This is a genomic window from Chitinophagaceae bacterium C216, from assembly GCA_028485475.2.
GTDB classification, from domain to species: Bacteria; Bacteroidota; Bacteroidia; order Chitinophagales; family Chitinophagaceae; genus Niabella; species Niabella composti.
In genome coordinates, this window is sequence record CP144143.1 from 2,428,099 (window position 1) to 2,441,166 (window position 13,068).

Annotated in this window: 13 protein-coding genes; 6 read left to right on the top strand and 7 right to left on the bottom strand. The window is 39.8% G+C overall.

The window, feature by feature from the left end; translation table 11 throughout:
* The first annotated feature begins 7 nt into the window (after positions 1–7).
* From PIECOFPK_RS10315 to PIECOFPK_RS10325, 3 genes are read left to right on the top strand one after another with little or no spacing between them, the layout of a single operon-like run.
* On the top strand, positions 8–829 hold the full coding sequence (locus tag PIECOFPK_RS10315) for an endonuclease/exonuclease/phosphatase family protein (RefSeq protein ID WP_330975737.1): 822 nt from the start codon (positions 8–10) through the stop codon (positions 827–829).
* Between the two features lie 4 nt (positions 830–833).
* Positions 834–2,027, top strand: a complete 1,194-nt coding sequence (locus tag PIECOFPK_RS10320; RefSeq protein WP_409965803.1) for an AGE family epimerase/isomerase — start codon at positions 834–836, stop codon at positions 2,025–2,027.
* An 11-nt stretch (positions 2,028–2,038) separates the two neighbouring features.
* Entirely contained in the window at positions 2,039–3,271 is a 1,233-nt protein-coding gene (locus PIECOFPK_RS10325; RefSeq protein ID WP_409965804.1) for a sugar MFS transporter, read from the top strand.
* 77 nt (positions 3,272–3,348) lie between these two features.
* Here PIECOFPK_RS10325 and PIECOFPK_RS10330 read toward each other — a convergent pair whose 3' ends face one another.
* The 6 genes from PIECOFPK_RS10330 to PIECOFPK_RS10355 all read right to left on the bottom strand — a co-directional run bounded on the left by PIECOFPK_RS10330 (position 3,349) and on the right by PIECOFPK_RS10355 (position 9,740).
* Positions 3,349–3,660 carry a putative quinol monooxygenase gene (locus tag PIECOFPK_RS10330; protein ID WP_330975734.1) on the bottom strand — a complete coding sequence of 104 codons (312 nt, stop codon included), beginning with the start codon at positions 3,658–3,660 and terminating at the stop codon, positions 3,349–3,351.
* A gap of 43 nt (positions 3,661–3,703) precedes the next feature.
* Entirely contained in the window at positions 3,704–4,174 is a 471-nt protein-coding gene (locus PIECOFPK_RS10335; protein ID WP_409965805.1) for a GNAT family N-acetyltransferase, read from the bottom strand.
* 56 nt (positions 4,175–4,230) lie between these two features.
* Positions 4,231–4,593 (bottom strand): DUF2200 domain-containing protein, encoded by a 363-nt coding sequence (locus PIECOFPK_RS10340; RefSeq protein ID WP_409965806.1) that lies wholly within the window; start codon positions 4,591–4,593, stop codon positions 4,231–4,233.
* Between the two features lie 189 nt (positions 4,594–4,782).
* Positions 4,783–5,859 carry a nuclease-related domain-containing protein gene (locus tag PIECOFPK_RS10345; RefSeq protein WP_409965807.1) on the bottom strand — a complete coding sequence of 359 codons (1,077 nt, stop codon included), beginning with the start codon at positions 5,857–5,859 and terminating at the stop codon, positions 4,783–4,785.
* A gap of 191 nt (positions 5,860–6,050) precedes the next feature.
* The gene (locus PIECOFPK_RS10350) at positions 6,051–6,521 is read right to left on the bottom strand and encodes a DUF3276 family protein (RefSeq protein ID WP_330975730.1); all 471 of its coding nucleotides are present in this window, start codon (positions 6,519–6,521) and stop codon (positions 6,051–6,053) included.
* 324 nt (positions 6,522–6,845) lie between these two features.
* Positions 6,846–9,740 carry a TonB-dependent receptor domain-containing protein gene (locus PIECOFPK_RS10355; RefSeq protein WP_409965808.1) on the bottom strand — a complete coding sequence of 965 codons (2,895 nt, stop codon included), beginning with the start codon at positions 9,738–9,740 and terminating at the stop codon, positions 6,846–6,848.
* A 125-nt stretch (positions 9,741–9,865) separates the two neighbouring features.
* Here PIECOFPK_RS10355 and PIECOFPK_RS10360 point away from each other — a divergent pair, with 125 nt between their 5' ends.
* Positions 9,866–10,789: a phosphoribosylaminoimidazolesuccinocarboxamide synthase gene (locus PIECOFPK_RS10360; RefSeq protein WP_330975728.1), complete on the top strand. Its 924-nt coding sequence runs from the start codon at positions 9,866–9,868 to the stop codon at positions 10,787–10,789.
* A 90-nt stretch (positions 10,790–10,879) separates the two neighbouring features.
* Here PIECOFPK_RS10360 and PIECOFPK_RS10365 read toward each other — a convergent pair whose 3' ends face one another.
* On the bottom strand, positions 10,880–11,467 hold the full coding sequence (locus tag PIECOFPK_RS10365) for an SRPBCC family protein (protein ID WP_409965809.1): 588 nt from the start codon (positions 11,465–11,467) through the stop codon (positions 10,880–10,882).
* A 94-nt stretch (positions 11,468–11,561) separates the two neighbouring features.
* Here PIECOFPK_RS10365 and PIECOFPK_RS10370 point away from each other — a divergent pair, with 94 nt between their 5' ends.
* Together PIECOFPK_RS10370 and PIECOFPK_RS10375 are read left to right on the top strand one after the other, a co-directional pair.
* The gene (locus PIECOFPK_RS10370) at positions 11,562–12,551 is read left to right on the top strand and encodes a YCF48-related protein (RefSeq protein ID WP_409965810.1); all 990 of its coding nucleotides are present in this window, start codon (positions 11,562–11,564) and stop codon (positions 12,549–12,551) included.
* Positions 12,552–12,768: 217 nt separating this feature from the next.
* Positions 12,769–13,065: a hypothetical protein gene (locus PIECOFPK_RS10375; protein WP_409965811.1), complete on the top strand. Its 297-nt coding sequence runs from the start codon at positions 12,769–12,771 to the stop codon at positions 13,063–13,065.
* Positions 13,066–13,068: the final 3 nt, after the last annotated feature.

Below are 13,068 nucleotides of genomic sequence, written 5' to 3' on the forward strand. Positions count from 1 at the left end.
AAAGAACATGAAATTCGTATTCAATATTTGTTTTTCGCTATTATTAATTTCAGGATATAGTTGTTCAAAAAGCAACAATGATAGTAAAGCCGGCTCTGATTCGAGTAATATCCTGAAAGTAATGACCTATAATATTCATATAGCAAATCCTCCATCTGCCCCTAATGTGGTGGATGTAGAGGCTATTGCCAAAGTAATTAATAATGTAAAACCTGATTTAGTTGCCCTACAGGAAGTGGATCGTTTTACCGACCGTTCCGGTAAAGACCTGGATCAGGCGAAGAAGCTGGCTGAGTTAACTGGCATGGAGTATAGATTCTTTAAAGCCATTGACCGTTCCAACGGTGAATATGGTTTAGCAATTCTTTCTCGTTTTGCCATTGAAGAGTCTCAGGTATTTTCACTCCCTGTAGAACAGGGAACTGGCGCTGAGCTAAGAGCATTAGGTTTGGTACGTGTAAAGTACAAAAACGACCAGGAACTGATTTTTGCTACTACTCACCTGGATCATCTCGCCGATGCCAATCGCGAACTGCAATCCAAAGAAATACTAAAAGCCTTCAAAAGCTATCAGAAATATCCTATTATTCTAGGAGGTGATTTTAACATGAATCAGTCCAATACTACATGGAATACCTTAAAGCTGGCTTTTAATGTACCTTGCACTATGTGTCCACCCACCCACTCGGCTAGCAATCCTCAAACCGCGATTGACTATATTATACTAAACAATGTTGCGAAAAACGTTTTTACTGTAAAATCTTATAACACGTATCCCGAGACATATGCTTCGGATCATTTACCTGTAGTTGTAGAATTGAAATATTAAATATATGACACAAATTGATTTTGGGAAGAGAGCACTCTTGTACGAGAATTATTTATTGGAGAAGGTAATGCCGTTTTGGATGGAGCATTCCATCGATAAGGAATACGGTGGTTATTTTACTTGCCTGGATCGGAAAGGACAGGTTTATGATCAGGATAAATTCATGTGGCTGCAGTGTCGTCAGGTATGGACATTGTCAATGTTGTACAATAATCTCGAGAAAAATGAAGCATGGTTGGATGCAGCCTTAAAAGGTGCCGAGTTCTTAATCAAACACGGTCGCGATGAAAATAAAGACTGGTATTTTGCACTGGATCGGGCCGGTAAGCCATTAGTGCAGCCTTATAATATCTTTTCAGATTGTTTTGCAACCATGGCTTTTGCTCAGTTGTATAAAGCCACAGGAAACCCCGAACATGCAACTATAGCCAAAGAAACCTTTGAGCGGATTTTACAAAGAAGAGATAATCCTAAAGGCAAATACTTAAAACAGATTCCGGAGAATCGCCAACTAAAAGGATTCTCATTACCAATGATCTTATGCAATCTGGTACTAGAAATTGAGCATTTGCTAGAACCCCAGTTAGTACAAGAAACACTGAATTACGGAGTGAATGAAGTACTAAATGTATTTTATAAAAAAAACCTGGGACTGATTTTAGAAAACGTAGCTCCGGATGGAAGCTTTGTAGATTGCTTCGAAGGGCGCCTCATCAATCCGGGCCATGGACTAGAATCTATGTGGTTTGTAATGGATGTTGCAAAGAAACTGAATGACGATACTCTCATTCAGAAATGCGTTGATATAAGTTTGCAACTCCTCAACTACGGTTGGGATCAGCAATACGGTGGTATCTTTTATTTTCTGGATGTAAAAGGGTATCCTCCACAACAATTGGAATGGGATCAAAAACTTTGGTGGGTACATCTAGAATCTTTGATCACAGCACTGAAAGGATATCAATTAACCGGCAATCAAGATTGCCTGAAGTGGTATGAGAAATTACACGATTATACATGGTCGCATTTTGTAGATGAAGAATACGGAGAAATGTATGGGTATTTGAACCGCCGTGGAGAAGTACTGTTGGAGCTAAAGGGTGGAAAATGGAAAGGCTGCTTCCATGTACCAAGAGCACTTTATCAGCTAGCAAAGCTGGCACATACAATTAATAACGACCCTTCCAAAGGGAAATAAAAATAATCTAAATGGAGGTAGATAAACAACAAAATGGTTCTGTGCAAAAATCAGGGTATCTATTACCACTTTGCGCTTTAGCTGTTCTGTATTTCCTAATGGGATTTACAACTGTGTTAAACGACACCTTGGTACCCTTCTTTAAACAGGGATTTAATTTAACATACTCCCAATCATCGCTGGTACAGTTCTACTTTTACCTCACCTACGGCCTTATATCCATACCTGCAGGAAAGCTTGTAGGAGCAATTGGGTATAAAAAGGGAATGGTGGTGGGCTTCTGTGTGGCTGCATTGGGATCCTTCCTTTTTTATCCGGCTTCACAGTTCCACCACTATGCATTGTTTTTGGCAGCATTATTTGTAATTGCCATAGGCATTGTGACGTTGCAGGTTTCTGCAAATCCTTACATCACTGATTTGGGAGCGGAGTCCAGTGCTGCATCACGCCTTACGCTTATTCAGGGTGTGGGTTCCATCGGCACTACGCTCGCTCCTGTTTTCGGGGCACACTTTATTCTATCGCGCTTAGAAGCCGCTCCCGATCAAGCCTCGGGTGTATTGGTAAAGCCCTACTTGATGATTGCATCTACCCTATTATTGGTAGGCATCATTGTGTATTTGCTAAAACTCCCTCAAGTAACTAGTAGCATTAGCCATAAAGATAATAAAGGTATTCTCGAAATCATTCGGCAACATCCTAATCTCAAATTTGGCATCCTAGGTATTTTTTGCTATGTAGGAGCTGAGGTAGCAATAGGAACCTACCTTACTAATTATGTTGCAGATGTTTTGCATATCACAGAACACAAAGCCAATGTATATGTATCTTATTATTGGGGAGGCATGTTGGTAGGCCGCCTGATTGGGGCTTATATATTACGCTTCTTTAAAACCCAAAATGTACTGGCTGTAATCGCTCTTATAGCAATAGTATTGATTTTAGGATCGGTGTTAAGCAGTGGTAATATCGCAGTGTGGCTGATGATTGCAGTAGGATTGTGCAATTCGATAATGTTTGCATCGATATTTTCCCTTTCGGTGAGAGGACTAGGAGCTTCTACCGGCAAAGCTTCTGGGTTGCTTTCTACTGCTATACTTGGCGGTGCTATCATCACCTACTTCCAGGCAGTACTAAAAGATAACCTGACATGGGGCATATCATTCTTAATCCCTGCCCTATGTTATCTTTATATCTTCCTTTACGGTTGGAAATTAAGTCAGAAAACAGCACCTACAACATAACTTTTTTCTTCTAATAGGGTTCAATAGTCACAAGCGAGGCTTTTGCCTCGCTTTTTCACTTCTATTGCTTTATGGGCTTATACCCCTAAGCCTCCCATTACTTCAAGCTCCTGCCCCCGCTGTGGCATGCCATCAATAATAGGCATCGCTTTCATGATAAGAGCCCGAACATTTTCATCTTGCAGCGAATGGTCATGATCCTCTTTGCTATCCCAAACCTCTGTAACATATACGGAATTCTCGTCAGCGGGATCTTTACTCACCGCATAGATATGACAACCTTTTACTTGAGACAACAGTTGAGCAGCCTGCAATAAGATATCTCTTAAAGTATCCACATGACCAGGCTTTGCCGTAATCTTGCCGTGTAGTAAGTACTTAGTAGCCATAATAAAAGTTTGGAGGTAAATAATAAACTGCTTTCTTATTCATTTATTCTGAATAAGTAAGTTCTATTTCGTGAAGTATAGGGATACCATCATACCCCACAAGAGGAATAGAAGGCTTTATTTTCCGAGCGTCTTCTATTGCGTTCAAATGAATGGCCGTAATCGTAAAGCCTCGCTTCTGATAAAACCGTAAAGCACGAGTGTTATCATTAGTCGTAGCCAGCCAAAGCTTTTTATGATGTCCACTCTTATAAAAATCAATAATAGCTGCTACAAGTGCAGTGCTTACTCCGTGTCCTTCCGAAAAACTATCCAAAGAAACGATTTCTATTGCTTCATTCTCTATGGTAAATGTGAGCAAACCCTTAATATCATTATCTTCTATATACAAAAAAGATTCCAGATCAGCCACTCTATGTTTTTTGCCCCGTGAAATCATAAAATCCGAGCCCCACCGCTCCAGAAAAAGTTGTCGGATTTTGCATTTAAACTGTTCCTCCGCTAATTGAATCATAATTTACCGTTCTCAAAACCCTTCTAACGATTCAAATACTCTTCCATTAAACAAATCTACCCTCTTAATATTTTTTCCATCTTCTTTCCTTTAGCTAGCTCATCCACTAGTTTGTCTAGATAACGCACTTTTCGGGTAAGAGGGTTCTCAATTTCCTCAATACGATAACCACATATCACCCCAGTAATTAACTGTGCATTAGGATGTAGCCGAGCCCTTTCAAAAAAAGTTTTGAAAGTTACTTTTTCATCAATTAGCTGCTGCAGATGTTTTTCGCTAAATCCGGTAAGCCATTCGATAACCTGATGCAATTCTTCCTTGGTTCTACCCTTACGTTCGATCTTGGTTACATAATGCGGGTAAACCGAAGCAAACGTCATACTCGCAATACGCTCATGGTGTTTATCATTGTTATTCATAAAATATGTTTTAAAATGCAAGTAAAAACAGTTTCTAAATTATTTCTTCTTTTGGCACTAAGGTGCTAATTAATCGCTACCACTAACCCCACAGATAATATTTGTAAATATGTAGTAAATAATAATAAAAAGAAGAGCCAAAAATTTAGTAAAAGAATTATTATCAATAATAAATGATGATAATTAGATTTATGAGGAAAATCTACTTAAATCCAATATATAATCTGATATTCGACGAACCTCACTTTGAGAAAAAATGGGATCAAGATAGGTTATAAAACCAATCAATTCATCCAAAGTTAAGACTTTAACATGCTGAAACTCCTCTTTGGGTTTTGAGTTAATCATGACGATGATATTCCTCAACGGTATCTTTCTATCACCCCAATGATGTTTTGAAAGACTATGAACAATACCTTGATTTAGGATTCTATAAAAAGCAAAATTTGCACGCTTTACTTGCTGAACAGGAGAATACAAATCTAGATTATGTAGAGACTTTTTGCTCCAGTTTTTCGTTTCAATGAGAAATACCCCCGATGGAGCAACCAAAAGATGATCTATCTGAATAGACTGAATATAATTTTTTTCAAGATGATTATAAATAGGATTATGAAACAACAACTTAAAATCATTTATAAGTACATACTCATCCGACAATGTTTCAAGCGTCTTTACAACTTTAAATTCTCCTAATGCTCCATGGATATAGCTTTCTAGACCGCTTATAATATTATATTTATATTCAAGGCTCATCAAAGACTCCGCAGCACTCTCCATAACAGCATTATCAAAGTTCTGACGAATATATTGGAGCCTATCCATTTTTTCTTGATGAACCTGTACGGATGTCTCAATAAATTCTTCAACCTTTTTATTGATATTCTTTTCCAAGCGTAATACCTTCCACTTATAAAGTATTTTTTGGGGCCATCGGATAATTTTTTCAATTGGACTGGATGCTGAAAAATTCGAAGAAAATATCGTTTTACTTTTTAATTCCAATATTTCCTTTTGTAGTTGCTGCTCATAATTATTACGATCCTTTTCTATTATATCCTCCATATAGGATATATGAGAAATTAACTCCTCTTTTTCTTTTTCAATTTTTCGTTGATGCTGGGAAATAATGTTTTGTCGTAATGACGGAAAATTTTTCTGAAACTGAATAACCTCTCTTAGTGATTTAAATTCAGAAATATTACATTCATGAAGATGTTTCTTTATGGCAGTTAGGCAAGCAACAGAATTGTAAACCTTACACATACTCTTTCGAAAAACAGACGGAATAAATATTAGGTCGCTCCTAATTATTATAACTCCAAGTACTACCTCACATCCATTACTATATCATTCAAATATAAACTTTTAATTCAAAAGTGTATAAAACCGCTAGCCGAATACAAAAGCAAAAAGCCGCTATAATATAGCGGCCTATTTAAAATGCGTTAAGGAATTTACCATTTTTCTACTTCTTCATGGCTGGCGCTAGAAGCACCGCTATCAGAAGATTTAGGTGCCACATTCTCCACCAGTTTTTCATCGTTGCTAGGATCTTCCAGAGGTTTTTCCTCAACGATAGTAGGAGAAGGTGCTACATAACCACCGGTTGCCGGTATGGGAGACTGCTCATCATCATATTCATGATTGAAAGCGTCAAAATCAAAATCCGGCATCAGCTCGGTTTTTACGTAATCCACGGCTTCATTTAAAGCCTTAAGAAATTTATTAAAATCTTCTTTGTAAAGGAATACCTTATGTCTATCGTATCCATTATCATCGAACCGTTTGCGGCTCTCTGTAATTGTAAGATAGTAATCGTTTCCTTTGGTAGCCCTTACATCAAAAAAATAGGTTCTTCTTTTTCCTGCACGAAGCCTTTTGCTATAAATGGCTTCCAGTTTTTTTTCGTTGTTTCCGTTCTCCACTGTTAGAAAGATTTACTTTAAACAAGTTTTTATGAGCAAACAAATATAAGTATGTTTTTGAAAAAACAAGAAATTTGTTATAAATAGTTTAATTTTCTTTACTGGTTTATTTTCCGCCCGTTAGCGTAATAAATTCTTATAAATTACCCCTTTTTGATGGGATTTTGAATTGCATATTTATAAAAAAATCTGCACTTTTCCTTTGGCAAATCATACAAAAATATTCATTATTCAAAAAAATAGCATATCTATTAACAGAAATCCGCCCCCGGAAAGCTATAGTGCTTACCGAAAGTCGGATCTAAAGATATATGTAGATAGCTCTTAGAGGTTGTATCCCAAGCTGATGTAATACAGTCCACCTACTCTCGGATTCCCAAAGGCGCTGTAATAGTACTTATTCAAAACATTGGAACCTCCCAACTTGATGATAATTTTAGCTGGCAGAATACGATAAGATACTTGAGCATCCAGTGTACCATAGGCCGGTATAGGCCCTGAACCAAATGTACCCTGCCAGTCTACTTTATCCTGCCATCTGTACAATACATTAAAGCCAAGGTTTCGAGTAACCGCCTCATTCGACACACTGATATTGTAACGATATTTTGGAGTATTAAAGAACGCAATAAAACCGTCGGGTACATCCTTCAGCACATCACTGGAGAAGTTAGCCGCTAAGGTATAACCCTTATAAAATCTATATTCTCCGCCGATGCCCCAACCGTAAGATGTCACATTCACATCGGTATTGGTAACAAATGAAAAATTCTCAGAGGTAAATGGGCTTGCCAAATCCACAGCCGCATTCGCCGGATTGCCGCTACTACCTCTGGCTACAGCTACACGTGCTATAAAATCTTTAAACCGGCTTCTATATCCATACACATCAATCAACAGCTGTGGTGTCAGCAAACCTCTATAACCTATCTCGAAGGAACTCATCTGCTCTGGCCTTACGGAAGAAAAAGTAGCCTGTTGGAGCAATGCAGGATTAGGCGTTCCGCCGGCAATAGAAGCCCGATAAGCAGCTACACTCTCCGACGTATACACCGGATTTACATCAAATCCGAAGTATTGGATAAAGCTGGGGTCGCCTCCTATCAGGCGGCTTCCGGGTGTATTGAGATTGATCCATTGATCCTGTGTAGACGGAAAACGATATGCGGTTTGAAACGATAACCTAATATTATTCTCGGGCGCTACTCTAAAGACAGCACTAGCGCGGGGTGTAAATCGTTCTTTATAACCATCCCGTTTGTCGTAGCGGATAGAACCGGTTAGCTTCAGTATGTCATCAAAGAATCTTTTTTGCAGTTGCACATAACCACCGTATTCATTAATTTTAATACGTCCGGTGGTATCAGCAAAAATGGTACCTCTCGAGTTTAAGGAGTATACTCTATAAGACGCCCCCACAATAGCTTCAAAGATTTGAATATGCTCCGAAAGATTCCATTGCCCTTCGTAATGATAAAGATCAGAATTGTCGGCAAATTTAGCGCCCCCGTCTTTTATCGAAATTCTTTTAGCTCGAGCCAATGCACTGTCAAACTGAGGTGTTCCCGGTAGATATCGGCCGGCATCGGCGGCATTGCGAGCTGTAGCATGCGCTACCGAATCCGGGGCACCCTGCATTCGGGCTGCAGCATAAGTACCAGAATACAAACCAAACCAATCAGCATCGCTACGCCATTGTCTGTTAATATACAATGCCGCTGTAGTAGCAGTATAGGAATCTCCTGAATTCTCCTGAGTAGTATATGCCCTTAAAAACCAGTTTTTGCCTCTCAGTTCGGCTTTATATTGCCCTATCTGGAAGTTGAGTAACGAATATCTGTCCGCTCCCGTATATACCGATGTTCCTCTTCCCCAATAACCTACCAAAGAAGCTTCGATGTTATTGGTTATTTTATAATAAAGTCCTGCTGAAGTTTTTAAACTATAAGCATCATAATTCACCAAATCCTTTTCCGCATATCCTGTACGACTTACCAACTGTCCTCCAAAAATGTCATTTCTTAAACCAAAGTGAAAAGGTACCAAATTCGTAGCCGCAGGCCGTAAAGGTTCCGGCAATCCGGCAATCAGCATGCCTATTTGGTCTGGTGTTGCATTTGCAGGAAGTGTATTGAAAAGCGCCACAATATCCACTGCACCTCCGGTAGCTTCTAATATGCCTGCTCTAGTTTGTGCCTGAAAAGCTTGTGCAATACTAGCCATGCTGGCACTGGCTTCATCACCGAAGATGTTTACACCATCGTAGTTGGGGTCATTTTCTCTTGTACCTCCCGGCTTTAAAGAGCTGATTACATTATTTCTATTCAAGTCGCGAGTGTCATTAGCTACCCAATCATAAGCTTTCATATATGACGCAGATAGCTTGTAAGCAAACCTGTCTCCTATTTTTTGTCCCCAGCGAATCGCCCAATCGTGGAAAGGTCTTGCCTTGCTTTCAGGATCTCCCAGGTGCATAATTCCCTGTTTCAAGTTCACGCTTAGGCCATCGAATCTAAAAGGGCTTTTACTTGTCATTAGTAACGTACCGCTCATACCTCCCGACCCGTAAAGTGCAGAGGAAGCCCCGGACAAAAGCTCCACATTATCCACATCCATTTCAGTAATACCGATAACGTTTCCAACAGAAAAATTAAGGGCCGGCGCTTGGTTGTCCATACCATCTACTAGTTGATTAAATCGTAGATTACCGCTTCCGTTAAATCCACGTGTACTAAGCGTACGAAAGGTAATACTAGACGTAGTCATGTCTACCCCTTTAATGTTGGACAAGCCTTCATAAAAGTTAGGTGCGGCTGCATTTCGGATGGCAACATGATTAACCCGATCTACCGTTACCGGAGATTCCAAAATTCTTTCTGCCACGCGTGAAGCAGATACTACAACTTCCTGACCTAGATCCAGCTTTCGGGAAAGTAATACAGTGATCGGCTCCTCGCTATTCACTTCTATTTCTTGCGTAGCATATCCTACTGAAGAAATTTGAAGCTTTACCGGCAGCTGCGACACTTTTAATTCAAAAATACCTTTCGTATTGGTATAAGTGCCTTGATCGGTCTCACTTACAATTACGGAAGCATGAGCTACCACCTCCGAATCATCAGCGTTTTTAACTACACCCCTGATCACTTGTTGAGCATAGGAAAAAGCAGGGGTACTTAGCAAGGCTAATAGCACGAGCAATCGTTGTAGGGGTTTCATACGGACTAATTTTGAAGAAATTCAACATTAAGTTAACATTTGTTAGTTTTTCTACAAAAATTTTTAGTATAAAAAAATCCACAAGGACACTCGCAGCCATACTAATTCTTAATTATTTTCGCGGCATGTCAGATTTTAACTTCCCAGAGCAAACCCATTTTTATCGCGGTAAAGTAAGAGATGTATATACGATAAACGATCGTTTATTGGTGATGATAGCTTCAAATCGCATTTCGGCATTTGACGTCATCTTACCCCGACCCATTCCCTATAAAGGTCAGGTACTTAACCAAATTGCGGCATACATGTTAAATGCCACTAAAGATATCTGTAAGAATTGGTTACTAGAAACGCCTACTGCCAATAGTGCTCTTGGATATAAATGTACACCGTATAAAATAGAAATGGTAGTACGCGGCCACTTAACCGGCCACGCATGGCGCACTTACAATAGTGGTAAAAGAGAACTCTGCGGGGTGCCACTCCCGGAGGGCATGAAAGAAAACGATCCATTTGAAACTCCCATCATCACCCCAAGCACCAAGGCCAGTGAGGGACATGATGAGGATATCAGCAAGGACGAAATTATTGCCCAAGGATTGGCTACAGCCGAAGAATGGGCTCAATTGGAAACGTTAGCATTAGCCCTCTTTAAACGTGGTCAGGAACTGGCCGCTAAACAAGGATTGATACTGGTGGACACTAAATATGAGTTTGGCAAACTTAACGGCGAGATTGTACTGATGGACGAAGTGCATACGCCAGATAGCTCGAGATATTTTTATGCTGAAGGATTTGAAGAACGTCAACAAAAAGGCGAAAAGCAAAAACAGCTTAGCAAAGAGTTTGTTCGGGAATGGCTGATCGAAAATAATTTCATGGGCAAAGAGGGGCAACAAGTGCCAGAAATGACCGATGCATGGGTGCAAACGATTTCTAACCGATATATCGAGCTATACGAAAAAGTCATCGGCGAGAAGTTTCAACCACAAGATGTGACCGATGAGGAGCAGTATGAAAAAATTAGTGCTGCATTGAAACGCTACTAAATAAAATCATTGATGCATTTGAATAGAAATAACCCATGCCGAGAATGACATGGGTTGTTTGCTTATAAAAGCGTACTGATTTTATACCTCCTATTTATCCGGAATTTCAGGCTCCACAAGTTTGATAAGTTTTTCCAGCGATTCCTGCCATCCCAAGTAGCACATTTCAGCAGGGATAAAAGCGGGGAATCCATGTTGTTCAATTTTTAACTCAGTACCCACAGATACTTTTTTGAGCTCTATTTTAGTAGTCATAATATCTGGTAGATCAGGCTGGTCAAATTTTTCGGTTACTGTTAATGCTTCATTAGGTTTTACCAGCTCATAGGTTCCGGAGAATTGATGGCTGCTCCCGGTGGTAAAATTATGAAAAGACATCTTGAACCCGCCTTTTTCGCGCACATCCATTTCATGGACATTGCAAAGAAAACCATAAGGCGGATACCATGCCGCTATTGCTAATGGCTCTGTAAAAGCTCTATATACTTTTTCAGGAGAAGCTTTAATTACTCTGTGTAGTGAGATACTATTATTGGACATGACTAATCGTTTAGAGCCTACTCTTTTGGCTTTTCGGCTGCGCCCGTTTATTAAAGTGGTAGCTGCTCCACTGCTTTTCTTAAAGAAGGGCCTATCATTACAAAGTTGAACTTTATATACAACAGATACACGGGGCATACACGACAATTGTAGGGCTGATTACGTAATTGCAAGTCCCCCATTTACATCAGATATGGATACCACTTATTTAGCTATTTTTTATTTTTAATAAATGAAAAGACTAACAATAGTGAGTAGCTTCCTGCTATTAGGCACATATTTTCTTGCCGCACAGGAAGTGCAAATCATCGCAGAGGTGCCTGGCAAAAGTTTTAGAGGATTATCTATTTTCAAAAACACAATATGGATAAGCGGCTCTCAGGGTACTGTAGGACGCTCAGAGGATGGCGGAACCACCTGGCAGTGGCATACAGTAACGGGCTTTGAAAAAACAGATTTCCGAGATATTGAAGTATTGGATGAAAGCACAGCAGTAATAATGGGCATTGCTTCCCCAGCGTACATATTAAAAACTACTGATAGAGGAAAAAGCTGGCATAAAGTATATGAGAACAACCATCCTGATATTTTTCTGGATGCGATGGCTTTTAAAAATAAGAAAGAAGGTATTGTAATCGGCGACCCGATAGATAATAAAATATTTGTTGCCAAAACTAAAGATGGAGGTAATACTTGGCAGGAAAGCAATGTTCTAAACCTACCTCCCACACAACCCGGAGAAGCATTCTTCGCCGCCAGCGGCACTAATATTGTGTGGCATAAAAACAAGTATTACCTAGTTAGCGGCGGTAATGTATCACGCCTTTTTGTACACGATAAAATGCAGCTGTTACCCGTAGCTCAGGGCAGTGTTATGCGAGGTGCTAATAGCATTGCTATACGGGACAATCACATATGGATAGCTGCAGGCAATTACAATGATCTCAAAAATCAGGACAGTGCTTTTGTATACAGTAACGATGGAGGCAAAAGCTGGCACTATCCCCAAACCATGCCCGGAGGGTATCGAAGTTGTGTATGTGCCATTAACAAGAACACTTTAATCACCTGTGGAATTACAGGAGTCGACATCAGTTACGACGGAGGGAAAAATTGGCAATCGGTAAGCCCCATCAGCTTTAATGCATGCGCTTATAGCCAACAGGAAAATGCCGTATATTTAGTAGGTAATAATGGCAAAGTGGGGAAATTGCCATTATAGCTTCCCCACCAGCCAGTTCCGATCAGGTGGTTTCACAGGAAGGTTTGTTTAATGGTGTTTTTCATAGCTTAGCACACCTCTTTTATTGCTTGCGATAACCAAAAATATTACCCCTTCATGTGCATAGCAACGTGAAAATCATCATGTTTCACCCGGGAAAATTCCCGGTATATAATCGCCCTCAGTTTTTTATTTTTATGGTTAAAATCTCCTCATTATGACAAATGAACAATCCAAACAATGTAAAATCGAGTTTTATTTTACAAGGGAAAAAATTGAGCAATTATTAAAGGCAAATCCTCATGCTAAAGGCATTATTATAAGTCAGGAGATAAAAGTAAGACGCACTGCGGAGAACGGCACCCTTAATGTTGTTGAAATTAAAGCCCGTGCCGACAACGGTGCTCAAAAAGGTGGTAGCAGCATTCAAGCGGTATCCAAAGCTGCATCAGATGAAGTGGATGGCTGCCCTAACCCTCCCGGATGTGGTCCCGAAACACCTGATGAACCATAATGG

Excerpts from the sequence above, each read along its gene's own strand:
- PIECOFPK_RS10315 (WP_330975737.1), top strand. The coding sequence starts at position 8 with ATGAAATTCGTATTCAATATTTGTTTTTCGCTATTATTAATTTCAGGA.
- PIECOFPK_RS10320 (WP_409965803.1), top strand. The coding sequence starts at position 834 with ATGACACAAATTGATTTTGGGAAGAGAGCACTCTTGTACGAGAATTAT.
- PIECOFPK_RS10325 (WP_409965804.1), top strand. The coding sequence starts at position 2,039 with ATGGAGGTAGATAAACAACAAAATGGTTCTGTGCAAAAATCAGGGTAT.
- PIECOFPK_RS10330 (WP_330975734.1), bottom strand. The coding sequence starts at position 3,660 with ATGGCTACTAAGTACTTACTACACGGCAAGATTACGGCAAAGCCTGGT.
- PIECOFPK_RS10335 (WP_409965805.1), bottom strand. The coding sequence starts at position 4,174 with ATGATTCAATTAGCGGAGGAACAGTTTAAATGCAAAATCCGACAACTT.
- PIECOFPK_RS10340 (WP_409965806.1), bottom strand. The coding sequence starts at position 4,593 with ATGAATAACAATGATAAACACCATGAGCGTATTGCGAGTATGACGTTT.
- PIECOFPK_RS10345 (WP_409965807.1), bottom strand. The coding sequence starts at position 5,859 with ATGTGTAAGGTTTACAATTCTGTTGCTTGCCTAACTGCCATAAAGAAA.
- PIECOFPK_RS10355 (WP_409965808.1), bottom strand. The coding sequence starts at position 9,740 with ATGAAACCCCTACAACGATTGCTCGTGCTATTAGCCTTGCTAAGTACC.
- PIECOFPK_RS10360 (WP_330975728.1), top strand. The coding sequence starts at position 9,866 with ATGTCAGATTTTAACTTCCCAGAGCAAACCCATTTTTATCGCGGTAAA.
- PIECOFPK_RS10365 (WP_409965809.1), bottom strand. The coding sequence starts at position 11,467 with ATGCCCCGTGTATCTGTTGTATATAAAGTTCAACTTTGTAATGATAGG.
- PIECOFPK_RS10370 (WP_409965810.1), top strand. The coding sequence starts at position 11,562 with ATGAAAAGACTAACAATAGTGAGTAGCTTCCTGCTATTAGGCACATAT.
- PIECOFPK_RS10375 (WP_409965811.1), top strand. The coding sequence starts at position 12,769 with ATGACAAATGAACAATCCAAACAATGTAAAATCGAGTTTTATTTTACA.